Origin of the sequence: Heyndrickxia ginsengihumi (assembly GCF_011008565.1) — a bacterium.
Classification (GTDB): Bacteria; Bacillota; Bacilli; order Bacillales; family Bacillaceae_C; genus Weizmannia; species Weizmannia ginsengihumi.
In genome coordinates, this window is the sequence record NZ_JAAIWK010000008.1 from 20,545 (window position 1) to 42,244 (window position 21,700).

Genomic DNA, 21,700 nt, shown 5'->3' on the forward strand with positions numbered 1-21,700 from the left:
TAAATGTAATCATGTTAATGATTTACGTAATTGAATAATCTCATTCGCAAGCATAAACGCTTTTTGTAAATCATTTTGCTTTTCTGCTTCTTTTTGTTCTTTTTGCTTATTTTTAATAATCAATATCTTTTGGTACTTCTGTACATAGTTTACATAATCATGCAGTTCTTGATCTGTAAGTTCTTCATTTAAAGTCATCATATCAATTTCTACAACCAACTGTTGAAGTTTCTTATCTTTTATATAAGAGAGGAAAGCACTAACATCCGGACTATTGCCATCTTCATAATAGCCTAGCAAATACGTATATATCGCTTGATGCTCATCCGTATAAAAAACATTTCCATCCAACAGTTCTCGTACTTTGTAAGCAATATCCCCATTTTTCAACATATGTGCCAAAAGTCTTCTTTCAGCAGTTAAATGGGCGGGTAGCACTTGTTTCGATGCAGTTGGAATGCCATGCTGGGTGACCGCTGGCTCATTAAAAGTTCGCTTCTTCTTCGATCCTTGGTCACTCATTTCACGTTCTTGCTCTTTTAACGCCTCCAAGGATAGAGAAAATTCCTCAGATATTTGCCTTAAATATAGGTCTTTCTCGATGGCGCTATCTAACTTAATAATTTCTTTAAGAACATCTTCTATATATTGCAGCTTTTCTCCTTCATTTTGGAGATTTCTATTCATACGATAATAATCCATTTTAAATGACATAAAGGTTTGACTTGCCCCTATTACATCGTTTCGAAACTTATCACTTCCGAATTGTTTAATGTAGTCATCAGGGTCTAATCCATTTGGCATATGTGCAACACGAACTTCACAACCACTTTCACTCAGCATAGTACCTGCACGATAAGCCGCTAAAATTCCAGCTTTATCAGAGTCGTAACATATAATAATGTTATCCGTCATTCTTCTAATGATTTGCACATGTTCAGGTGTGAGAGAAGTTCCCATCGTTGCAATGCCGTTATAAACTTCGGCTTTATCAGCAGAAATAACATCTGCATATCCTTCAAATATTACCGCCTGTTGCTTTTTTCGAATGAAGCTTCTTGCATAATGTAAATTATATAGAAGTGAGCTTTTATTAAAAATACTTGTCTCAGGACTATTTAAATACTTTGGCGAGTCATGTTCATCAATTGCTCTACCTGCAAAAGCAATTGTCCTTCCTTTCGCATCTAAAATGGGAAACATAATTCGATTTCGAAAGCGATCAAAGTAATTTTGATCTCGCTCATTTTTTATAATCAAGCCTGCCTTTTCAAGTATCGGTAATGAAAAACCCCTTTTTTGCAACAGTTTTATAGCGAAATCCCAATTTGGTAAGGAATAACCTAGCTGAAATTTTTCAATACTTTCATCAGTAAATCCTCGTTGATGTAAATATTGTAGTGCCTGCTGCCCTTCCTTAGTATGAACTAATAAATGGTGATAGAGTTTTTGTAGAAGTTCATGGGCTTTAAACATTTGTACATGCTCAGAGTTTATGTTATTTTCATCTTCACTATGAGTCTGAATGTCTAAATGAATATTGGCCTTTTCAGCAAGTTTCACAACAGCTTCTTGAAATGGAATACCTTCGATATCCATGATGAAGGATATTGCGTTGCCCCCAGCTCCACAACCAAAACAGTGAAAAATTTGTTTATCTGCCGAAACAGAAAAGGAAGGTGTATTTTCACCGTGAAATGGACATAAGCCAAAGTAATTGCGACCTTGTTTTTTCAGTTGAACATATTCACTAATTACATCAACTATGTCAACAGATTGTCGGATTTCATTTATTGTTTCTTCAGGAATCCTTTCAAACACGAGAACATCCCTTCTACTTACGAATTTCAAATTTCGACAAAAGGTCATTCAGTTTACTCTTAAAAGTCTCTCGATCCTTTTGCGTAAATTTTTTAGGACCTTTTTCGTACTTGCCACTTCGACGCGATTTTGCCGCTAAATAACGAAAATCTAGAGCAGTATTAATAGATGTCTCTTCATATTGTTTTCCCCGCGGAGATAATGCATAAGCTTTTTTAGATAAGACTAAGCTCGCCAATCCAATATCTTGCGTAATCACGATATCATTTTCTCCAATATGATTAATAATATAGAGATCAGCTGATTCTTTATGTGGATCAACATACACCCATATACCATTTACAGGATCCGCCATTTGATTTGTGAAAGAAGCGACAAACACGACTTTTATTTCATATTGTTGAGCAATCGTAATGATTTCCTCTTTAACAGGACATGCATCTGCATCTACAAATATGGTGATGCCGTTTAAGCTATTAATTCTACATCACTCCACAAAATCCTTCTTTATTTGTTCTACTTCTATTCATTTTTTTATTTTTTGTCGATTTTTTTTATAAATCCAACCTTGACATTTCCTAATAAATAGTTTATTCGTTTACACACTACTCTAAACCTAATTCTAATACATTTTTATCACAATTTTTTATTATAGTATATTTGTTTCATTTTGACTATTAATAAATACTAAATTTCACAAAAAAATATTCCAATTTTTATATAGACTCTTTTAAATTATTGGGTAATGAGAGTTTGGGGCGTTGTAACTTCTATTTTCTACATACTATATGTTTGCTGAATACACGCATTGTTCTCCGGATAGCAATCAAGACATATTCCTTTCTTACTCATCACTGTAATGTCTAAACATCTTGAACATTTTTTCAACAAAATGATGATGACATGAAGAGTGTTTCTTCATGCCATCCCTTTATTAGAATTTCTAATTTCATTCATAATAACATTAGCTGTTTCCTCTAACGCTTTATTCGAAACATCAATTACTTTACACTTTAGTCTATTTGCAATGTCATTAAAATATTTCATTTCATATTTGATACGTTCGAGATTTGCATAGCTGGCTTTGTCATTTAGACCAAGCGAGAGTAATCTTTCTTTTCGAATGTTATTTAAAATTTCTGGATTTATTTTTAGTCCAAAACATTTATTAGGTGAAACCTGAAATAATTCTTCAGGAGGATCTACTTCAGGAACAATCGGGACATTCGCTACTTTAAAACGATGGTGTGCCAAATATTGTGATAATGGGGTTTTGGATGTACGTGATACACCAATCAAAACGATATCTGCACGCATAATGCCACGCGGATCACGTCCATCATCGTATTTAACAGCAAATTCGATTGCTTCAACTTTTTTAAAATAGTCTTCATCTAGCTGTCTTACTAAACCAGGCTCATATAATGGTTTTTCATGGTAAAATTGAAGCAATTTGTCCATTAAAGGTCCCATTAAATCAACTGTCACTACCCCTAGTTGACGGGCTTCATGTTCCATATGCTGTCGCATTTCCGGCTTCACAAGCGTATAGACGATCATTCCATTATCATTAGACGCTAGATTGACCACTTCATCAATATGTATAAAATCCTCTACATATGGAAACCTTTTAAATTCAACATCATTCTGTTTAAATTGACTAATTGCAGCTTTTGTCACGAGCTCTGCAGTCTCACCTACAGAATCAGACACAATATAAATATAAGGTCTCAACTATTTCACATCCTCTTTATTCGCCATCCGCTAATGCTACGAATGCTTTTGTTATATTCGTTTTTGTTATCCGTCCAATAACTTCCAGTCCTCCATTACTTTCTTTTACAACAGGAATGGAATCAATTTGTTTTTCAATTAGTTTTTTTGCTACATCAATTAACAGATCATCTTTTCGGCAAAACGTAATATTTGGCATTCTTGTCATAATAATATGGACTGGCAATGAAGTTAAGTCTTTGTTGCCAATACTTGCACGTAACAAGTCTTTTCTAGAAAGCACACCAACTAATTGCGTTTTTTTATCAACTACGAAAAGTGTACCGACATCTTCCAGAAATACAGTGACAATTGCGTCATAAACGGACACATTTTCATTCACGACTACTGGTAAAGATTGATAGTCCTTCACATGTATATTTTTTAAACTATCGGTCAACAGCTGCGTACTTGTTTTACCTGTATAAAAATAGCCAACTCTAGGACGTGCATCTAAATATCCTGCCATCGTCAAAATGGCTAAATCCGGTCTTAAAGTTGCTCTTGTTAAATTTAATTGATCTGCAATATGCTCTCCTGTAATGGGGCCATTTTCCTTCACAATTTCTAATATTTGTTCTTGCCTCTTTGTTAGTTCTATTTTACTCACCACCTTACTAACCATATTTACCATTTTTTCTAACATTTAAATAAACTTCGCTACCTAAAAATGGTGTGTTGATTTTCATTTCAGATTCGTTTTGCGCTACAACCAATTTTATAAACAGTGTAATGAAAGTTTTCAAAAACAGCTATTTAAAAGCTATTTTTGATGGTTTTCGCTTTATCATGATTCAATTACTTAGCTTCTACCATTCTATCAATTTTCAGTATCAACATTCAAAACAAACTACAGAACTGTATATCAAATGCCTGTTGATGAAAAAGAATTCTCTAACCCTTTTACGGTTAGAAACTAAATACTTAAAAAAATCTCACCAATTTGTTTATAAAAACATCATGATGAGAGTATATTAGTTAATGGCTTAATTACGATCAAAACTTTGTCTAAGATGATCGATCTGATCTAAAAAGCGCTTTGATTTTAAATGAAGACCTGAATATTCATCATAATACATTGAGATCGTGTTTCTTAATTCTTTTTTTGTTTCAGGTTTTACCGAAATATTGCCAAGACGTCCTATATCAAAATAATAAAAAAGCCTTAACAATTTTATCGCCGGCTGTGACAAAGCCAGATGATAAGGATCTTTTTCAAAACAACGATGACAAATAATCCCATTTTCTCTTATTGAAAAAGCAAATCTTCCTTCTTTTTCGCCACATAAAGCGCATTGATTCATAATTGGATACATTCCTAAAACATTTAACATCTTCATCTCAAAAATATTTGTCATAATATCCATATCGTAGTCTTCATTTATATATTGTAGTGTCATATATAATAATTCAAATAAATAAGGATTTGTTTTTTTGTCTTCAACTGATTTATCTAATAATTCAACAATGTAAGATGCATAAGCGGTTTTAAAAATATCTTCACGAATCGCACGCATTGAGGAAATCATTTCTCCTTGCTGCAAAGTGCCTAACCCTTTAGATGTTTGGATTAAAAAATGGCCGTATGTAAAGAGTTGGGAAATGGCAGCCAAACGACTACTCGGCTTTTTTGCCCCTCTAGCCATGACTCCAATTTTCCCAAATTCCCGTGTATAAATATTTATTATTTTGTTTGTTTCACCATAGTCTGTACTACGGACAACAATTCCTTCACATTTTGTTAGCATATAACTTCACCTCGGAGCAAAAATATATTTTTGCCTTAATCAGGTGAATGAATGGCTTCACGTAATTGGAAAATCGATTTCTGAGTGTTCTTCATCAGAATTTTGAAGTTCACCTTGTCTTTCTCTTTCCAATTCTTTAAATAGTAAATAAGTATCAATATTACCTGTATCAGCAAAAACTTTCCAAGTAAATTCTAGCATCTTTAACCACGCCTTTCATGTTGTTACATCATGAAATTTAAATCCTTAATAATAGGTTCACCATGACCACTGAAAACATGCGACGTAAAAATTGCTAATCCCTTACATGAATAAACTTAATGATTTACGGTAGTATCTTTTTAATATTCATCTTCCCTAAATCCAAAATCACGAAGCTGATTCATTTTATTTCGCCAATCTTTTTGTACTTTTACCCAAAGTTCTAAATATACCTTTGAGCCAAGGAGATTTTCAATATCAATTCTTGATCTTTTGCCAATTTCTTTCAACATACTACCTTGTTTTCCGATAATAATCCCTTTTTGAGAGGAGCGCTCGACAACTACAGTTGCCATAACATGAACCACATCTTGTTCTTCTTTTCTTTCAATTTTATCAATTACGACTGCAATCGAATGAGGTACTTCCTCACGTGTAAGTTGCAGTGCTTTTTCACGAATTAATTCAGAAATAATGAAACGTTCTGGATGGTCTGTCACCTGGTCAGCAGGATAGTATTGCGGACCTTCTGGTAAATATTCCTGAATAACTTTCAATAAATGTTCGACGTTATTGCCTTGTAATGCAGATATCGGAATGATCTCTTTAAATGGATATTTTTCCTTGTATTCTTCAATAATTGCGAATAAATGATCAGGATGTATTAGATCAATTTTATTAATAACTAGAAAAACAGGGGTTTTAACTTGCTTTAGTTTTTCAATAATAAATTCATCACCACGACCGAAGCCTTCTTCAGCATTAATCATAAATAAAATAAGATCTACTTCTTTTAAAGTATTCGTAGCTACCTTCATCATGAAATCGCCTAATTTATGCTTTGGCTTATGAATTCCAGGGGTGTCAATAAAAATCATTTGTGATTCATTCGTTGTATAGACACCTTGCACTTTATTTCTAGTTGTCTGTGGTTTATCGCTCATAATGGCAATCTTTTGTCCAATAACATGATTCAAATAAGTAGATTTACCGACATTTGGACGCCCTATGATTGAAATAAACCCTGATTTATATGCTATTTCTTTATTAGTGTTCATGCAAATCCTCCGATGAAAATGCTCCCGGTAATAATTCTCTAACCGTTGTCTCCGCGACATCCCCTTGAAGGTTTGTCAATACAACTTTCATATCTGGCTCACAGAGTTCGGAAATCACCTGCCGACATGCACCACATGGAGAGCATGGCCTTGCAGTATCAGCAATTACAACAAGTGCAGAAAACTCTGTTACTCCTTCTGAATAAGCTTTAAACAATGCAGTTCTTTCTGCACAATTAACGACTGAATAAGCAGCATTTTCAATGTTACATCCATGAAATATCTTGCCATCTTTTGTTAGAAGTGCAGCTCCAACTGGAAATTTTGAATATGGTACATACGCAAAGTCACGTGCTTTTTTCGCTTCTTCAATTAGCTTTTTGATTTCCATTCCATAACTCCTTTACCTATATTGTACTACAACAGCAATAATAAATCAGAATTATTTTCCGGTTCTTTTGAAAATTTAATTTTTTTACATTCATGCTATTATCTTTATTTATATTTTATCTTAAAGAAATAAACGTTTCAAATTTCTCTTTAAAAAAGGCTGTTTTCGTAAATTTTAATTTTTTTATCTGCCAAAAAAGCATTTAACTAAATAACATTTTTACAAATAACAATCTTGTAGAAAAGAATCCCAAAAAAAGAAAAGGGAAATTGCTCCCCCTTTGTTAAAATAGCAACAATATTTTTGGGATAAATATAATACAAGCAATAATGACTGCCATGAAAGCATAAACAAAGACAGCTGCAGCTGCGACATCTTTAGCTTGCTTTGCAAGTGGATGTCTTTCTAATGTAACTAAATCAACAGTTCTTTCGATAGCTGTATTGACTAGCTCTAAAGACAACATACCAAAAATCACTAAAATAATGATCATCCATTCGGTCTTAGATAATGAGAAGAGAAATCCTAAGACAACCACGCAAGTACCAGCAAAAAGATGAAATTGAAAGTTTCTTTCAGTCCGAGCAGCATGAAATAGGCCAAGCAGCGCTGGAACAAAAGGAGACTCTTTTGTTCTTTTTGCTGCTTTATCTTTTAAGCCCATAGCCATCTAAAATTTCCCTTTGTCGACCAAACATTACTTTCTCATCTTCTTTCGTCATATGATCATATCCTAATAAGTGCAAAAAACCATGGACAGATAAAAAACCTAATTCTCTTGTAAATGAATGACCATATTCTTTTGCTTGTTCATGCGCTCTCGGTACAGAAATAATGATATCCCCTAAAATTCGCGGCATATCTGCTCCCGCAATTTCCACTTCCCCTTCACCTAATTCTTCTAAAGCGAAAGAAATAACATCTGTCGGCTGATCCTTATCGCGATACTCACGATTAATTTCTTGGATTCTTTCATTTGAAACAAATGTAACCGATACTTCTGTTCCATTCTCAACGCTTTCCATACTTGCTGCATAATTTAATAAGTCTTCAATGAGTTGAAATCCTTCCTCTGTTAACTCATTGGTTTCATCAATGAAATCAATTGATAATGTCATCATGTTCATCCTTTATCTTTTAATTTGGGTATTGAATTCTCGAATGGAAAATCCCATTCAACGTTTCACAAAATGTTTTTTTGACAACTTCCAACTCTTTTAACGTGATATCACACTCATTTAATTGTCCGTCTAATAATCGATCTTGAGCAATATTGTGTACGATATTTTTTATCTCCTCTGGTGTCGGATGATTCATCGACCGTACAGCAGCTTCTACACTATCCGCAATATTGATGACAGCAATTTCCCTCGTCTGCGGTTTTGGACCTGGATATCGATAATCTTCTTCTTTTACATGTTCGTCCAATTCCTTCGCTTTTTTATAAAAAAACTTCAATAATGTCGTTCCATGATGCTGTTCAGCAATATCGACGAATTCTTTAGGTAATTTATATTTACGTAACATGTCTGCCCCATCTGTCGTATGCTCAATAATTATATCCCTGCTTACATCTGGGTTTAAGCGATCATGAGGATTTTTAATACTCATTTGATTTTCTATAAAAAATTGCGGGCGCTTCGTTTTCCCAATATCGTGATAATAACTGCCTACTCTTGCTAACAATCCATTTGCACCAATCGCCTCACAAGCAGCTTCCGCTAAGTTTGCAACCATTAAACTATGGTGGTAAGTTCCTGGTGCATCAGTCAAAATTTTCTTTAACAACGGATGATTCGGATTGGATAACTCAATTAAACGCATAGCGGATAAAATGCCAAATGATGCTTCAAAAAATGGAAGCAAGCCCATCGTTAAAACAGATGATAAAAGTCCTGAAACAACTGCAAATATAAGATAGTATACGAATTCTCTATTCGTAAACTGACCATTCACTATCAATATCAGAAAACATAACGTTAAAATATTGACGATTGCAATAAATGCACCTGTTTTAAATATTCCTGTCCGCTGATTTTTATTTGATAAAAATATAATACCAGAAGCACCGCTTAGTAAAGTATATAGTACCATTTCTACATTCATTGTATCGGCAATTTCATCATGAAACTCCAGACTTGCACAGGCTGCAATTATAATTGCAAGCAAGTACGATACACGGTCATTTAATAGAATTTTGATAAGCATTGGCGCCATTGCCGCTGGAAAAGCATATTCAATTCCAGGAATGTCTAAATGGTTCATCGCACCGACAAGTTTCATAAGCGCAAGTGAACATAATAATATTAAGCTAACCATGACAAGCCGGTTTTGTTTTTCTTCTTGTGAAATTCGTGCATGCGCAGCATAAAAAGCTAATAAACTAATAATAAGGATAACAAATATAGCTAAACCGATATATGGCTTAATTGAAGAATTTGTTTTTAATAATCCTAATAACTTTAGTTGTCTATAGATGTCACGGTCAATAATATGCCCTTCTTGTACAATCACCTGGCCTTGTAAAATTTTAAAAGGTTCAACGGCCTTCATTGCCTGTTTTCTATGTTCCTTTGTTAATTTTTCATCATATATGTAATTAGGGACAATTGCGTACTCAGCTAACTCTTGAGCCGCTAATTTTAAACTTTTGCTTAAATTTGATTGTTGAATTTGGTTGACAACAGTTGTTTTTGCTGCATCTACTTGATTATTGCGGATTTTCTTATTGAGAACCGCTTGAACATTATTTAATACAACACTCCTCGTATGATCAAGCTGGTCATCGGATGCAGCTAGTAAAGTTTGAAAGCTGTCATCAGAAATTGACTTTGTCACATCTTCCGAAACATTTTCCGTTAAATTCTCTTTTAGCTTTAATAATTTGTCTTCAGCCGTTAAGTTGTCTTTCTTTGATTGTTCCTTATTTGCTGATTTTGCATCCTCACTTTTTGCTTCCTCAACGAAGTCAAAAATCGAATTCATTAGAGAAACGCGATTTTGTACTTGGTCTGTTTGAAATGTGTATACTTTAGATACTTGTGCTGCTGCTTTCTTCTTCTCCTCACTTGTCTTTTCTTCATCAATGATTGTTTTCGGAGAACGGATTGTCTTATTTGCAATTGAAAACAATTCTATATCATAAGTTTGGGGGCGTATATTTTGATAAAATATGCCAAATAAAATAAGGGCGAGTATTATTAATATAATTGAATTAAATACCCTATAATTGATGATTTTACGCAAACTGCTTAACTGTTCATTTAATCTCATATGTATTCACCACCTTCGTTAACAGTTCACTAGCAATTTCTTTCCTAGTCGATACATTGTAAAAAACCCGAATGGATGAAAATTCGGGTTAAGAAGAATGTTCATAAGCTGAAATAATTTTCGTCACTAATGGGTGACGAACAACATCGCTCCCCTGCAAATAAACAAATGAAATACCCGAAATATTCTTTAATACATGCTCCGCTGTTACAAGTCCAGACTCCGCACCTTTAGGTAAATCAATTTGCGTTCGATCCCCCGTAATCACCATTTTTGAATTAAAACCGAGCCTTGTTAAAAACATTTTCATTTGCGCATTTGTTGTATTTTGCGCCTCATCTAATATAACGAACGCATCATCCAATGTTCTGCCGCGCATATAGGCAAGCGGGGCAATTTCAATCGTACCACGTTCGATAAAACGTTGAGTATGTTCTGCCCCTAAAACATCGTTCAAGGCATCATATAGCGGCCGCAAATATGGATCAACTTTTTCTTTAAGATCACCTGGTAAAAAGCCGAGACTTTCACCAGCCTCCACTGCGGGCCTTGTAAGAATAATCCTTTTAACTTTTCCATTTTTCAGTGCATTTACAGCCATCACTACAGCTAAATATGTTTTCCCTGTCCCTGCAGGTCCAACCCCAAACACAAGATCATGTTTTTTAATTGCTTCAATATACTCGTGCTGTCCAAATGTTTTGACGCGAATTGCTTTACCTTTTGTATTTCTAGCAATTTCTTCATCATATAAATGTGTGAAATAGTCCAGCTTTCCTTGTTTTTCCATTTCAATCGCATATAAACAATCTCTTTCACTAATATGAATCCCTTTACGTACAAGATCAAGCAATTTAGTTAAGATTGTATTGACACGATTAATCGTCTCTTCATCTCCGGCAACTTGAATTGTTTCACCACGAGTAATAATGTTCACTTTATATTCATCTTCTAAAACTTTCAAATGCTTATCGGAAATACCAAATAATGCAATTGCTTCATTTGTGTTTTCTAATTGTAATTTTGTTGTACTTTCTTCTGTCATTCTAAGTCTCCTTGAGGAATTCGTTTTGCTTTTGCGATATTTTCAATTACTTGAAAATAAATTGATAATTTTAATGTACCATTGTCGACATGTTCTTGCAAAACATAATCATCTTTGATTTTTGCGTCATTAGGAATTTTTGTTTTTAAATCACTTTTTCCTAATAATTTTGCTTTATTAATTGCTTCTTGTTTTGTATATTCCCTATGAACTTCTTCCTTTTTCCGGAATGTCGTTTCTACATATTGAATTGGGAGTGTCCATTTTAAAAAGCGGATATAATGTTCAACTTCAGCTTTATCGTATTTTTTATACGTAACTTTACCAAATCCCCATACCGGTATTCGGAACTTTCCTATTTTGATTTCATGTTTTCTTTGTTCATTACCAGTATAGACTTGAAAATCAGATTTTAACGGTAACTCTACATTCGATTTATACCATGTTTCTCCATACACTTTTCCTTTTGCTGCAACAGGATATTTTTCCTTGTCATTTCCAATAATGCCCGAAACAAGAAGTTGTCCTTTTTTCACGTATTGATGAATTTTGACAACCGGTTTCCCTTGCTCAACATACATATCTTCAATAACTGCTTTTTGATTTGCAACAAGATGCTGCGGAGCAAGTTTTTTATTTTTCTTCGGTGTATTTTTTTCAACAACTTGGAAATGATAAGTTGTCCCTTGTAAATTTACTCCAATCCATGTTACGTTTGGAACCTCGTTTGTTAATTTATGTTGAATGGTTTCTACATTATCCATAAAAAACTGAAAATTTCCTACACGAACCCCTAGTTTGTCCAACTCTTTCCGAATTTGGTGCTCTGTTTTAGGAGAAGCACCTTTAATATCTACTCCCCAAATCATGTTGGAAAGGAGTGTAATAATGATAAAAAATAGAAAAAAGCCGAGCAGAAAGCCTGCATTTTTTAATGTTCTTTTCCATAGGAACGGGGCACCTTGCCCCCGTAAAAAATGAATTCGACAATCAAAATGGCGAACATGCTTTCTTAATTGATGAATATCATTTAAACCAATATAAAAAGTTACAGCCATTGTTCCTTGCCTTTTTACATTCCAAATAATTAAATTTGAACGTGTTAATTGGTTAATAAAACGTTCAATCCCTTTTCCTTCCACTTTAACATAGACGGTCCCCCTGAAAAACGTCACCCATTGATTTTTCAAAAAAAGTCACTCCTATTCATTCAAATACATCACTTCATCTATTTTTCCTTCCAATAAAATTTCCTCTGGTAAAATTGTTTTAATTACAAAGGATTGACCCTTTACCAATAATTGTCCATTCTTTAAAAGTAATCTTAATTCTCTATCCGTGAAAGAAAGTAGTCCACGATGATTTTCTATATAAATGTGAATCTGTCCAATCATCGTAATTCTCGGAAGGTCCATCATGACATCTTGTGGAAGTTCCATTTTGTTTGTGAGCCATTTTTGTATTTGTTGCCTCCAATTTTTTGCCATAAAAAGAACCTCCTTTCATCTCATATTTATGAAATAAAAAGGAGGTTCATCACTTTTTTTAAAACTTTCTTCTGAAAAGACGATTTTATTCATATAATGGCTTTTAAATAAAGACGGTTATGTGAAATATTCAATCGTACCATTAGGGAAATACTGCTGAATATACGCACTAAGAGTCTCTCTTATCTCATTTTCTTCTTCTTTTTGATAAATATATTTCCCTATGCCGTATTTCCCCCATTTATAACGTCTTTTTTCTTCTTCTAGCTCTAATTTGGTCATAGGATAATTTTTTTGTATAACTTTCTTTGCTGGCTTTGTAAAACGGTGTTGGATCAGTTCAAAAGTGACCCCTGTTTGTGCTTCTTTAGGCAATGTTTCAGCCAGCTGTTCCAATAAAGTTCTATATCCTTCTTTCCAACCTTCATGTAAATAAATCGGCGCAATAATAAATCCTAAAGGATAACCTGCATGCGCAATTTTTCTTGCAGCATTTATTCTTTCAATTAACCGAGCCGTCCCAGGCTCAAAATATTTAATAACATATTCCGCGTTTATGCTAAAACGAAAACGTGTTTTGCCATTATGATCTGCGTCGAGTAAATGGTCAACATTATCAAACTTTGTTACAAAACGAAGTCTCCCATATTTAGATTGTCCAAAAAACTCAATTGTCTTTTTTAAACTATGTGTTAAATGATCAATTCCTACAATGTCTGATGTACATGATGCTTCAAAACGCGTTATTTGCGGGGCTCTTTCATCAATATATTGCTGAGCTGCATGTAAAATTTCTTCCACATTTACATATGTGCGAATATATGGCTTACTGCCCATTGTTGTTTGTAAATAGCAGTAATGACAATGCCCCATACAGCCAGTAGCAAGAGGAATTGCATATTCTGCAGACGGCTTTGATGTATCAAATTTCAATGTTTTCCTAATCCCAACTACAAGTGTTGATTTCGCAATACGGTAACGTTGAAAATCGTTTTCTCCAGGTAAATTCCTTACTTGGTTATGTGAAGTCGTATAACGTATTTCAACATGCTTCTGTTTGCTAAACATGTCAAATAGTTTTTTCCCAAGTGGATATTCTAAAGCTTGTGGCTCAAAGTACACAAGCTGAGGGATAAAGGGTTTCATTCTAACCCTCCTAAATGATCCACTTCTCCAAAATAATATTCATAGGCTTCCTCAGCCTCAGCTTTTGTTTTATAAATAGCGAGCGTATTTGTTAAAGGATAAAACGTTTCATACAGAAAAAGGGATAGTTGTTCTGTATTTTCAGGATCTTGGACGACAGCCGCCTCCTGAATATTAGCAACATTTTGAATGTGAGGATTTCGGTAGATGACATAAACAATCTCTCCTGGTGTAAAATTGGAAAAAAACATATCTCTCCTCCTTTCTATTTTTAATAATTTTCCAATTTTAGCAGAGAAATATGCTTAACCTGAATTAAAAATATGTAAAAATAGCAAAAGGCCGAGAATCTTTTCATTCCCGACCTCATCATAAATTATGATAATTGCTGCTGAACGACATTTCTAACAGACGAACCATCTGCTCTGCCTTTTACTTTAGACATGACGGCTCCCATTACTTTGCCCATATCAGCTTTTGAAGTTGCGTTCACTTCTTTTATCGCTTCTTGAACGACCTGTAATAATTCATCTTCTGTAAGCTGCTCTGGCATATATACATCCACATAAGTTAATTCAGTTTGAACTTTTTCAACAAGATCATTACGACCTGCTTTTTCAAATTCCTGGAGGGAGTCTTTGCGTTGCTTTACTTCGCGAGAAAGGACTGTCAACTCTTCATCGTTAGTCAATTCATCTTTGCCCAATTTAATGGCTTCGTTTTGAATCGCTGCTTTAAGCATACGAATTACAGAGAGTTTCTCTTTTTCTTTGTTTTTCATCGCTTGTTTCATATCTTCATTTAAACGCTCGAGAAGACTCATTATTCCACCCTCTCTTAAAACTTACGTTTTCTAGCAGCTTCAGACTTTTTCTTACGTTTTACGCTTGGTTTTTCATAAAATTCGCGCTTTCTATATTCTTGCAAAGTTCCTGTTTTAGAAACTGAACGTTTGAAGCGACGAAGAGCATCTTCAAGCGATTCGTTTTTGCGAACAACTGTTTTTGACATCTCTGTTTCCCTCCCTCCGAACACAAACGGTTACATGTCAAGCATGGAAAACCATGTACTTTATAAGTATAATATATCCTTTATAGCAGGTCAACATTCTTTCCATTATAAGAAGCATCTATTCCATTATTAATAACAAATTTTTTACTGTTCGCTTTGTCTATGGCGAACACAGTTATTTGTAAAATGGATGCTAGACAGCAATAAAGGTGCTTAAAGATACAATTTCCAATGACAGAAAGATCATGATTCATTTGATATAATGTACGTAATAAAATAAATATTTTTGCTGAAGGAGAATTAAATGGATCAATTAAAACGTGTTCATATAGTCGTTTCTGGAAGAGTACAAGGGGTCGGATTCCGTTTTCAAACACAATGGTTAGCAAAACAATATGATATTCGCGGTTGGGTAAAAAATACACATGATGGGAAAGTTGAGATTGAAGCTGAAAGTACAGAAACCAATCTTGAAAAATTTATCTCCGCCATTAAAAAGGGCCCAACCCCTTTTGCAAAAGTAACAAATATTGATATATCATATTTTTCCGATTTAAAGCATGATACAAGTTTTCGCATTTTATATTAATCTTTAGACATCATCCTCAATAATATCTCATATGTATCATATGAGGTGGGGGACATGCTGTACTTTTGTCTTTTTATATGTTTTATTTTCATATTTTTATTTGGAATAACACGATTGCGTATTGGATTATTAAATCTATCAGAGAAAAAAATTGAATTATGGCTGAAACGATTTACAAAAACTCCTTTGATAGGTATGGTGTTTGGCATCCTCATGACTGCTCTTCTGCAAAGCAGCTCAGCAGTTATGGTTATTACAGTTGGTCTAGTAGGTGCGCGGATTTTAAGCTTTCCGCAAACAATTGGGATCATTCTCGGCACTAATATTGGGACGACTTTTACATTAGAGTTTCTATCTTTTCATCTATCAAGTTTATGTATTCCTTTTTTATTGATCGGGATTATTTTTCACTTATTTAGAGATGTTCGCATGAAAAGCATCAGTTACATTTTCCTTGGACTCGCACTTATTTTTGCTGCAATGCGGGGATTTGAATGGCTTGCTATTCCACTCACGCAAATGAACTTCGTGCATTTCCTTTTCACATTGCTGCATTCCCACTTATTTTTAGCTTTATTATTTGGAATAGTTTTAGCTGCGTCTATTCAATCTAGTACCGTGACAATTGGCATGGCAATGAGCTTTATTAGCGCAGGTGTTTTCCCAATAGAAACAGGGATTGCAATTATGTTGGGAGCTAATATTGGCACATGTTTTACAGGGCTTTTAGCAAGTTTCGGAGCAGGTGAAGAAGCTAGATTAACTGCGTATACACATATTTGGCTAAATGTTGGCGGAGCACTAGTATTCTACCCGTTCATTACATTATTGGCGCATGGCTGTAAATTATTAACAGCATTACCAGAACAGCAGTTAGCCCATGCAAGCCTGTTATTTAATGTAGGTTGTTCATTGCTAGTTCTTCCATTCGCAGAGAAATTCGGCAAATTTATAATGATTTTGCATGGTAAAAAATCTTAAAGTCTTCATCTAATATACTAAATACCATTTAGAAATCCTGTGAAAAAAAATGAAGCATCGAGAATTCCTCGATGCTTGTCTCATTATTTATTAGCCTTGCACAATTTTTATACCGGAACTTGCTCCGATTCTTGTTGCCCCAGCTTGAATCATTTTATCTGCATCCTCACGTGTACGAACGCCTCCTGATGCCTTTACACCAATGCTTGGACCAACTGTTTTTCTCATTAAAGCAATATCCTCAGCAGTTGCACCGCCAGTTGAGAAACCTGTTGAAGTTTTTACGTAATCTGCCCCAGCCTTCACAGCAAGCTCACAAGCAAGCACTTTCTCATCCTCACTTAGAAGACATGTTTCGATAATTACTTTCGTTAAAGCTTTTCCTTTTGCTTTTTCCACAACCGCACGTATGTCATTCTCAACTAGGTCAATGTTTTTACTCTTTAATGCGCCAATATTGATGACCATATCTACTTCTGTAGCACCGTTTGCAATTGCATTTTCAGTTTCAAATGCTTTTACTTCTGATGTTGCCGCTCCCAATGGAAAGCCAATTACTGTACAAACCTTTACATCTGTATCTTTTAATAATTGATATGCAAGTTTTACCCATGTAGGATTTACGCAAACAGAGGCAAAGTGATATTGTTTTGCTTCCTCGCATAATTTCGTTACTTGTTCTTCTGTAGCCTCAGGCTTTAACAAAGTATGATCGATCATCTTTGCAATGTTTTCCATGATTTTTTCTCCTTTTACAATCGCATTATGCTCTTTTCAATTCTTTTATTATATTGCCTTCTGATTTATTTCTGCAGGAGCATCGTCCATTACTCTAACGAACTGACCTTCGTTATATGGATAGCCTGCTTTCGTAATTTTTACTTTCACTAGTTTTCCAACCATATCTGGTGTCGCAGGAAATACAACTTTTAAATAGTTATCTGTATAACCTTCATAAAGACCACTATCTGGATCTTCTTTATACACTTCTTCTGGAATTACTTCCAGTACTTCATTTTCAAATTTAGATGCATATTCTTTCGCTAATTGATCTGATAAGGCAATAAGGCGATGAACACGTTCATTTTTAATTTCTTCATCAATTTGATCAGTCATTCTTGCTGCCGGTGTTCCTGTACGAGATGAATATGGGAATACATGCAATTCTGCAAATTTATGCTCTTTAATAAAATTATATGTTTCCATAAATTCTTCTTCAGTTTCGCCCGGAAAACCAACGATAACATCAGATGTTATCGCAAGTCCTGGTAATGCTTCTTTTAATTTTACAAGACGCTCTGCAAATTGCGCCATTGTATATTTACGGCGCATTCTTTTTAGTACCGTATCAGAACCGGATTGTAAAGGTACATGCATATGGCGTACGATCATATTCGAATGATGAATAACCTCAATGACCTCATCTGTTAACTGGCTTGCTTCAATTGATGAAATACGAATCCGTTTTAAACCAGTTACTTGTTCCTCTAAGTCACGAAGCAGCATTGCTAAATTATAATCTTTTAAATCTTGACCATATCCACCTGTATGAATCCCAGTTAAAACAATTTCTTTATACCCTGCATCAACAAGTTGCTGTGCTTGGCGGATTACTTCTTTTGGATCGCGTGAACGCATCAACCCGCGTGCCCAAGGAATAATACAGAAAGTACAGAAGTTATTACAGCCTTCCTGAATTTTTAATGAAGCACGTGTCCGGTCTGTAAAATATGGAACATCAAGCTCCTCATACACCCGATTTTTCATAATGTTTTTTACAGCATTGATCGGTTGACGTTCTTTACGATATTGTTCAATATAGTCTAGCATTTTTGTACGATCCTGAGTCCCTACGACAATATCAACTCCAGGGATTTCCATAATCTCTGCTGGTGAAGTTTGTGCATAGCATCCTGTTACACAAATAACGGCATCTGGATTTTTTCTTACAGCACGACGAATCACTTGACGGCTTTTTTTATCGCCTGTGTTTGTTACTGTACAAGTGTTTACGACATAAACATCTGCAGTTGATTCAAAATCTACTCTTTCATATCCTTCATTCTTAAATAATTGCCATATTGCCTCTGTTTCATAATGGTTAACTTTACACCCCAATGTATGAAATGCTACAGTAGACATGTTAATCACCTCATTAATTCTAAATGATAAGAAATTGCGGCCAATGTATACAAAGGTGCAGTTTCCGTTCTTAAAATTCTTGGACCTAATCCGCAAGTTTGGAATCCTGCCTTACACAATTGCTCTACTTCTTGAGCAGAGAGCCCGCCTTCTGGGCCAAATACAAGCAGCATTTTTTCACCATCTTTTACTTGCGACAAAGCTTGTACAAACTGATGTGATTCTCCTTGTTTAGCATCTTCCTCAAACGCGACAAGCTTATGTTCATATGATTTGCTTAATGCGAGTAACTCTTTAAAAGTACATGGGGTATGAATGAGTGGAACGTGCTGACGATGAGATTGCTCCGCTGCTTCTAAAGCTATTTTCTGCCAGCGGTCTTTTTTCTTTAATCCTTTTTTTTCATCCCACTTAACGATCGAACGATTTGCAATGAAAGGAGCGAATTCGTACGCCCCCAATTCCGTCGCTTTTTGAATGATCCATTCAAGCTTATCACCTTTAGGCAATCCACTTGCAATCGTCACTTTAACAGGTAGTTCTTTAGAAATATCTTCCCATTCAATAATGGCAGCAACTACCTCTTCATTTGTAATCTCTTTTATTTCACAAATACAAGCCTTCTCATTCCTGAAAACTATATAAAAACGATCACCTTGTTCCATGCGCAGTACACGAACAATGTGATGATATTGCTCATTTTGCAAGCGAACTTCTTTTTCATTTTCATAAGGTTTAGTTAAAAAGTAACGTTGCATCTAAGTCACCCGCGTTTTGCGATAAACGCTACCCAATCTTCCATTACAAGCGTTTCTTCTATTAGAAATCCAGAAGCAATAAGAGCCTCTCTTACTAGCTCCTTTTTCTGCTGAATAATTCCAGAAGTTATAAAGTATCCGCCAGGTTTTACAACGTTTGCTGCGTCATCAGTAAAGCGAACAATGATTTCAGCAAGAATATTCGACACGACAATATCTGCTTGCTTATTAACACCTTTTAATAGATCATTTTGCTGAACGGTTACTCGATCCTGCACTTTATTTAGTTTAATATTAAGCCTTGCTGACTGAACTGCAACTTCATCTAGATCTAAAGCCGTAACTTCTTTTGCTTCCAATAAGGCTGCTGCAATGCTCAATACACCTGAACCTGTACCAACATCAATTACAGTATCACCTTTTTGTACGGTTCTTTCTAAAGCTTGAATACACATAACCGTTGTCGGATGGGTTCCAGTACCAAATGCCATTCCCGGGTCAAGCTCAATAATTAATTCGTCGCTTGATACAGGCTGATAGTCTTCCCATGTTGGTACAATTGTGAATTTTTCCGAAATCTTTACAGGATTATAATATTTTTTCCAAGCAGTTGCCCACTCTTCTTCAAATACTTCACTAATTGTCACTTTATTTGGACCGATATCAATATTGAAAGTCGTTAAATTTGTAATCGACTGTTTTATTTCGTCAACCGTTTCTCCTAAAAAGCTATTCACTGGCAAATATGCTTTGATGACGACGCCTTCTTCAGGATAATCATCTGGATTTAATTCGTATATTTCGCCAAATTTATCTTCATGTTCTTTTAATAGCTCGTTCGAATCCTCGATTACAACTCCACCGGCACCAGCTTCATATAAAATATTAGAAATGGGCTCTATCGCCTCGTTCGTCGTATGAATCATAATTTCAGACCATTTCATTGACTACCAACTCCATTTTGAGATTAGTCCCCTTTGAAAGCTTTTTTCATTTTGTCGATAAAGCTACGATGCTGTGCATCAGGAGCTGCTCCACTTACTTCAGCAAATTCACGTAATAATTGTTTTTGTTTTTCTGTTAATTTTGTCGGTGTAATTACATTTGCGATCACATGCTGATCCCCTGTCCCATATCCGTGTACGTTTGGAACACCTTTGCCCCGTAAGCGGAATTTTGTGCCTGATTGTGTACCCGCAGGAATTTTTAATTTTACTTTACCATGAAGAGTCGGAACTTCAATTTCGTCTCCCAAAGCCGCTTGTGGGAAAGTAATTGGAATTTCGCAATAAATATCATCGCCATCTCGTTCAAACAACTCATGTCGTCTAATATGGAAAACAACATATAAATCTCCAGCAGGCCCACCATTTATTCCTGGCTCACCTTGTCCTGCTACGCGTAATTGTTGACCATCGTCTACTCCCGCAGGAATTTTCACTGCGATTTTACGGCGTTTTTTCACCTTTCCACTGCCACCGCAAGTTCTACATTTGTCTTTAATAATTTTGCCAGTTCCTCCACAGTAATGACAAACTCTGCGGTTAACAATTTTACCAAACGGAGTATTTTGTTCTGTATTCATTTGCCCTGTACCATGGCAATGCGGGCATGTATCCGGCTTCGTACCTGGTTTTGCTCCTGTACCGTGACAAGTATCACACTCTTCTTCACGTGGAATCGTTATTTCCGTTTCTTTCCCGAATACAGCTTCTTCAAAATCTAGTGTCATAGTATATTGTAAATCGGCACCTTGTCTTGGCGCGTTTGGATCGTTTCTACGACCGCCACCGCCAAAAAAGCTATTGAAAATATCTTCAAATCCAAAGCCGCCACCGAAATCAGCGCCGCCAAATCCCCCGCCAAATCCTTGACTGTTTGGATCAGTATGTCCGAACTGGTCATAATGTGCACGCTTCTGATCATCGCTCAGCGCTTCATAAGCTTCTTTAACTTCTTTAAATTTTTCCGCCGCATCCGGAGCCTTGTTTATATCTGGGTGGTATTTTTTAGAGAGTTTGCGATACGCTTTTTTTATCTCTTCCTTTGTAGCGTTCTTCTCAACACCTAACACTTCATAATAATCCCGTTTACTCATCTTTTCTCACTCCCGAAACCTTCACATAAAGGTAATTTTAGCATTGGCTATATAAACAATCAATAACAAATCATATTGGAAAGAAATCACAAGAAAAAAGTCAAAGCCGAGATTGGACTTGACTTTGACTTTTTTGCATCAATATATCCGGGATTCTTCACATGGACGTTCAATCATG

25 protein-coding genes are annotated in these 21,700 nt (G+C 35.2%); 2 read left to right on the plus strand and 23 right to left on the minus strand.

Translation table 11 applies throughout. The annotated features are described in order from the left end of the window. Positions 1–9: 9 nt before the first annotated feature. The 18 genes from dnaG to rpsU form a co-directional block, all read right to left on the minus strand. Positions 10–1,821: a DNA primase gene (gene dnaG / locus G4D61_RS06885; protein WP_163173565.1), complete on the minus strand. Its 1,812-nt coding sequence runs from the start codon at positions 1,819–1,821 to the stop codon at positions 10–12. Positions 1,822–1,834: 13 nt separating this feature from the next. Next, positions 1,835–2,302, minus strand: coding sequence for a YaiI/YqxD family protein (locus tag G4D61_RS06890; RefSeq protein WP_367590359.1), 468 nt, complete (start codon positions 2,300–2,302; stop codon positions 1,835–1,837). A 437-nt stretch (positions 2,303–2,739) separates the two neighbouring features. Next, positions 2,740–3,555 carry a pyruvate, water dikinase regulatory protein gene (locus tag G4D61_RS06895; RefSeq protein WP_035348091.1) on the minus strand — a complete coding sequence of 272 codons (816 nt, stop codon included), beginning with the start codon at positions 3,553–3,555 and terminating at the stop codon, positions 2,740–2,742. Between the two features lie 16 nt (positions 3,556–3,571). After that, positions 3,572–4,240, minus strand: coding sequence for a transcriptional regulator CcpN (ccpN, locus tag G4D61_RS06900; protein ID WP_269318603.1), 669 nt, complete (start codon positions 4,238–4,240; stop codon positions 3,572–3,574). A 340-nt stretch (positions 4,241–4,580) separates the two neighbouring features. Continuing rightward, positions 4,581–5,342, minus strand: a complete 762-nt coding sequence (gene recO / locus G4D61_RS06905) for a DNA repair protein RecO (protein WP_163173566.1) — start codon at positions 5,340–5,342, stop codon at positions 4,581–4,583. A 57-nt stretch (positions 5,343–5,399) separates the two neighbouring features. Beyond that, positions 5,400–5,543: a YqzL family protein gene (locus G4D61_RS06910; protein ID WP_081749932.1), complete on the minus strand. Its 144-nt coding sequence runs from the start codon at positions 5,541–5,543 to the stop codon at positions 5,400–5,402. Positions 5,544–5,683: 140 nt separating this feature from the next. Beyond that, complete coding sequence (gene era, locus G4D61_RS06915; RefSeq protein ID WP_025726678.1) at positions 5,684–6,601, minus strand: GTPase Era; 918 nt, start codon at positions 6,599–6,601, stop codon at positions 5,684–5,686. After that, on the minus strand, positions 6,591–6,992 hold the full coding sequence (locus tag G4D61_RS06920) for a cytidine deaminase (protein ID WP_025726677.1): 402 nt from the start codon (positions 6,990–6,992) through the stop codon (positions 6,591–6,593). The genes era and G4D61_RS06920 overlap by 11 nt, the downstream gene beginning before the upstream one ends. Positions 6,993–7,275: 283 nt before the next feature. Next, the gene (locus G4D61_RS06925) at positions 7,276–7,656 is read right to left on the minus strand and encodes a diacylglycerol kinase family protein (protein WP_025726676.1); all 381 of its coding nucleotides are present in this window, start codon (positions 7,654–7,656) and stop codon (positions 7,276–7,278) included. Further along, positions 7,640–8,110, minus strand: a complete 471-nt coding sequence (gene ybeY / locus G4D61_RS06930; protein WP_025726675.1) for an rRNA maturation RNase YbeY — start codon at positions 8,108–8,110, stop codon at positions 7,640–7,642. The genes G4D61_RS06925 and ybeY overlap by 17 nt, the downstream gene beginning before the upstream one ends. 19 nt (positions 8,111–8,129) lie before the next feature. Further along, on the minus strand, positions 8,130–10,265 hold the full coding sequence (locus G4D61_RS06935; RefSeq protein WP_025726674.1) for an HD family phosphohydrolase: 2,136 nt from the start codon (positions 10,263–10,265) through the stop codon (positions 8,130–8,132). Positions 10,266–10,353: 88 nt separating this feature from the next. After that, positions 10,354–11,310 (minus strand): PhoH family protein, encoded by a 957-nt coding sequence (locus G4D61_RS06940; RefSeq protein ID WP_025726673.1) that lies wholly within the window; start codon positions 11,308–11,310, stop codon positions 10,354–10,356. After that, complete coding sequence (yqfD, locus tag G4D61_RS06945) at positions 11,307–12,500, minus strand: sporulation protein YqfD (RefSeq protein ID WP_035354772.1); 1,194 nt, start codon at positions 12,498–12,500, stop codon at positions 11,307–11,309. The genes G4D61_RS06940 and yqfD overlap by 4 nt, the downstream gene beginning before the upstream one ends. 12 nt (positions 12,501–12,512) lie before the next feature. Next, positions 12,513–12,797, minus strand: coding sequence for a sporulation protein YqfC (gene yqfC / locus G4D61_RS06950; protein ID WP_025726671.1), 285 nt, complete (start codon positions 12,795–12,797; stop codon positions 12,513–12,515). Positions 12,798–12,914: 117 nt separating this feature from the next. Then, complete coding sequence (splB, locus tag G4D61_RS06955) at positions 12,915–13,943, minus strand: spore photoproduct lyase (RefSeq protein WP_035354775.1); 1,029 nt, start codon at positions 13,941–13,943, stop codon at positions 12,915–12,917. Beyond that, positions 13,940–14,194 (minus strand): transcriptional regulator SplA domain-containing protein, encoded by a 255-nt coding sequence (locus tag G4D61_RS06960; RefSeq protein ID WP_025726669.1) that lies wholly within the window; start codon positions 14,192–14,194, stop codon positions 13,940–13,942. The genes splB and G4D61_RS06960 overlap by 4 nt, the downstream gene beginning before the upstream one ends. Before the next feature lie 125 nt (positions 14,195–14,319). Continuing rightward, positions 14,320–14,766, minus strand: a complete 447-nt coding sequence (locus G4D61_RS06965) for a GatB/YqeY domain-containing protein (protein WP_035354778.1) — start codon at positions 14,764–14,766, stop codon at positions 14,320–14,322. 14 nt (positions 14,767–14,780) lie between these two features. Further along, entirely contained in the window at positions 14,781–14,954 is a 174-nt protein-coding gene (gene rpsU / locus G4D61_RS06970; protein WP_006838418.1) for a 30S ribosomal protein S21, read from the minus strand. Positions 14,955–15,258: 304 nt separating this feature from the next. On the opposite strand from rpsU, the gene G4D61_RS06975 reads away from it, so the two are divergent. Continuing rightward, entirely contained in the window at positions 15,259–15,543 is a 285-nt protein-coding gene (locus G4D61_RS06975; RefSeq protein ID WP_035354781.1) for an acylphosphatase, read from the plus strand. A 54-nt stretch (positions 15,544–15,597) separates the two neighbouring features. Next, positions 15,598–16,524, plus strand: coding sequence for a Na/Pi symporter (locus G4D61_RS06980; RefSeq protein WP_163173567.1), 927 nt, complete (start codon positions 15,598–15,600; stop codon positions 16,522–16,524). A 90-nt stretch (positions 16,525–16,614) separates the two neighbouring features. Here the strand turns inward: G4D61_RS06980 and deoC are convergent, their stop codons facing one another. From deoC to dnaJ, 5 genes are read right to left on the minus strand one after another with little or no spacing between them, the layout of a single operon-like run. Next, positions 16,615–17,262, minus strand: coding sequence for a deoxyribose-phosphate aldolase (deoC, locus tag G4D61_RS06985; protein WP_035354783.1), 648 nt, complete (start codon positions 17,260–17,262; stop codon positions 16,615–16,617). 48 nt (positions 17,263–17,310) lie between these two features. After that, on the minus strand, positions 17,311–18,666 hold the full coding sequence (gene mtaB, locus G4D61_RS06990) for a tRNA (N(6)-L-threonylcarbamoyladenosine(37)-C(2))-methylthiotransferase MtaB (RefSeq protein ID WP_035354786.1): 1,356 nt from the start codon (positions 18,664–18,666) through the stop codon (positions 17,311–17,313). Positions 18,667–18,671: 5 nt separating this feature from the next. Then, entirely contained in the window at positions 18,672–19,424 is a 753-nt protein-coding gene (locus tag G4D61_RS06995) for a 16S rRNA (uracil(1498)-N(3))-methyltransferase (protein WP_035354789.1), read from the minus strand. A 5-nt stretch (positions 19,425–19,429) separates the two neighbouring features. Continuing rightward, a complete protein-coding gene (gene prmA, locus G4D61_RS07000; RefSeq protein ID WP_025726662.1) occupies positions 19,430–20,368 on the minus strand; it encodes a 50S ribosomal protein L11 methyltransferase in 939 nt (312 codons plus the stop codon). 23 nt (positions 20,369–20,391) lie between these two features. Further along, positions 20,392–21,522 (minus strand): molecular chaperone DnaJ, encoded by a 1,131-nt coding sequence (dnaJ, locus tag G4D61_RS07005; protein WP_035354792.1) that lies wholly within the window; start codon positions 21,520–21,522, stop codon positions 20,392–20,394. Between the last annotated feature and the right edge of the window lie 178 nt (positions 21,523–21,700).

What these genes read in the sequence shown, in the direction of transcription:
- ccpN (WP_269318603.1), bottom strand. Translation starts at nt 4,240, where the DNA reads ATGTTAGAAAAAATGGTAAATATGGTTAGTAAGGTGGTGAGTAAAATA.
- recO (WP_163173566.1), bottom strand. Translation starts at nt 5,342, where the DNA reads ATGCTAACAAAATGTGAAGGAATTGTTGTCCGTAGTACAGACTATGGT.
- G4D61_RS06910 (WP_081749932.1), bottom strand. Translation starts at nt 5,543, where the DNA reads ATGCTAGAATTTACTTGGAAAGTTTTTGCTGATACAGGTAATATTGAT.
- era (WP_025726678.1), bottom strand. Translation starts at nt 6,601, where the DNA reads ATGAACACTAATAAAGAAATAGCATATAAATCAGGGTTTATTTCAATC.
- G4D61_RS06920 (WP_025726677.1), bottom strand. Translation starts at nt 6,992, where the DNA reads ATGGAAATCAAAAAGCTAATTGAAGAAGCGAAAAAAGCACGTGACTTT.
- G4D61_RS06925 (WP_025726676.1), bottom strand. Translation starts at nt 7,656, where the DNA reads ATGGGCTTAAAAGATAAAGCAGCAAAAAGAACAAAAGAGTCTCCTTTT.
- ybeY (WP_025726675.1), bottom strand. Translation starts at nt 8,110, where the DNA reads ATGACATTATCAATTGATTTCATTGATGAAACCAATGAGTTAACAGAG.
- G4D61_RS06935 (WP_025726674.1), bottom strand. Translation starts at nt 10,265, where the DNA reads ATGAGATTAAATGAACAGTTAAGCAGTTTGCGTAAAATCATCAATTAT.
- G4D61_RS06940 (WP_025726673.1), bottom strand. Translation starts at nt 11,310, where the DNA reads ATGACAGAAGAAAGTACAACAAAATTACAATTAGAAAACACAAATGAA.
- yqfC (WP_025726671.1), bottom strand. Translation starts at nt 12,797, where the DNA reads ATGGCAAAAAATTGGAGGCAACAAATACAAAAATGGCTCACAAACAAA.
- splB (WP_035354775.1), bottom strand. Translation starts at nt 13,943, where the DNA reads ATGAAACCCTTTATCCCTCAGCTTGTGTACTTTGAGCCACAAGCTTTA.
- G4D61_RS06960 (WP_025726669.1), bottom strand. Translation starts at nt 14,194, where the DNA reads ATGTTTTTTTCCAATTTTACACCAGGAGAGATTGTTTATGTCATCTAC.
- G4D61_RS06965 (WP_035354778.1), bottom strand. Translation starts at nt 14,766, where the DNA reads ATGAGTCTTCTCGAGCGTTTAAATGAAGATATGAAACAAGCGATGAAA.
- rpsU (WP_006838418.1), bottom strand. Translation starts at nt 14,954, where the DNA reads ATGTCAAAAACAGTTGTTCGCAAAAACGAATCGCTTGAAGATGCTCTT.
- G4D61_RS06975 (WP_035354781.1), top strand. Translation starts at nt 15,259, where the DNA reads ATGGATCAATTAAAACGTGTTCATATAGTCGTTTCTGGAAGAGTACAA.
- G4D61_RS06980 (WP_163173567.1), top strand. Translation starts at nt 15,598, where the DNA reads ATGCTGTACTTTTGTCTTTTTATATGTTTTATTTTCATATTTTTATTT.
- deoC (WP_035354783.1), bottom strand. Translation starts at nt 17,262, where the DNA reads ATGGAAAACATTGCAAAGATGATCGATCATACTTTGTTAAAGCCTGAG.
- mtaB (WP_035354786.1), bottom strand. Translation starts at nt 18,666, where the DNA reads ATGTCTACTGTAGCATTTCATACATTGGGGTGTAAAGTTAACCATTAT.
- G4D61_RS06995 (WP_035354789.1), bottom strand. Translation starts at nt 19,424, where the DNA reads ATGCAACGTTACTTTTTAACTAAACCTTATGAAAATGAAAAAGAAGTT.
- prmA (WP_025726662.1), bottom strand. Translation starts at nt 20,368, where the DNA reads ATGAAATGGTCTGAAATTATGATTCATACGACGAACGAGGCGATAGAG.
- dnaJ (WP_035354792.1), bottom strand. Translation starts at nt 21,522, where the DNA reads ATGAGTAAACGGGATTATTATGAAGTGTTAGGTGTTGAGAAGAACGCT.